We start from the raw sequence: 677 nt of genomic DNA on the forward strand, positions 1-677 counted from the left end.
CAAAACCCATATTAGTAATAACTTTATACTCATATTTCAATCGCTCTAAATAGACGTCATAATTAAGTTCTAATTTTTTCAATTGTGTAACTAAGACACGCCACAAATATTTTTTAGCTGATTCATCATTAGGTGTCTCATATTGAGGAAGTAGAGATTGATGATATTTTAATTCTGCATCACACTTTTGAGCTATAACATCAACCTGCGTTAAATATTCTTGGTTAATATCTAATTGATTAATTTCCTTTTCAGTTAAAAAATGTGCACCAAAATCTTCTTGATCATGAATTAAGTCTAATTTTGTATTGTCTCTAATAGCTGCTAATGCAGAAATCGTATCGGCATCTTGACGTGTTTGGTAACAAACATTTTGAATCCAAACATGTTTTCTACCTTGAATCGAAATACTAAGGTGGTCCATATATGTGTCATTATGGGTTTCAAACACTTGTACAATATCACGATGTTGATCACCGACTTTTTTAAAAATGATAATCATATTGTTAGAAAATCGTTTTAATAATTCAAACGACACATGTTCTAATGCATTCATTTTTATTTCCGATGATAGTTGATACAAATCTTTTAATCCATCATTATTTTTAGCTAGAACAACTGTTTCGACTGTATTTAATCCATTTGTCACATATATTGTCATACCAAAAATCGGTTTA

At 29.4% G+C, this 677-nt stretch carries 1 pseudogene; it reads right to left on the reverse strand.

Annotated features, from left to right (window positions below):
• Positions 1-677 (reverse strand): annotated as a pseudogene (locus tag IDG60_RS19000) (DNA polymerase III subunit alpha); the annotation flags it as partial.

This window comes from Staphylococcus sp. EG-SA-2, from assembly GCF_017152085.1.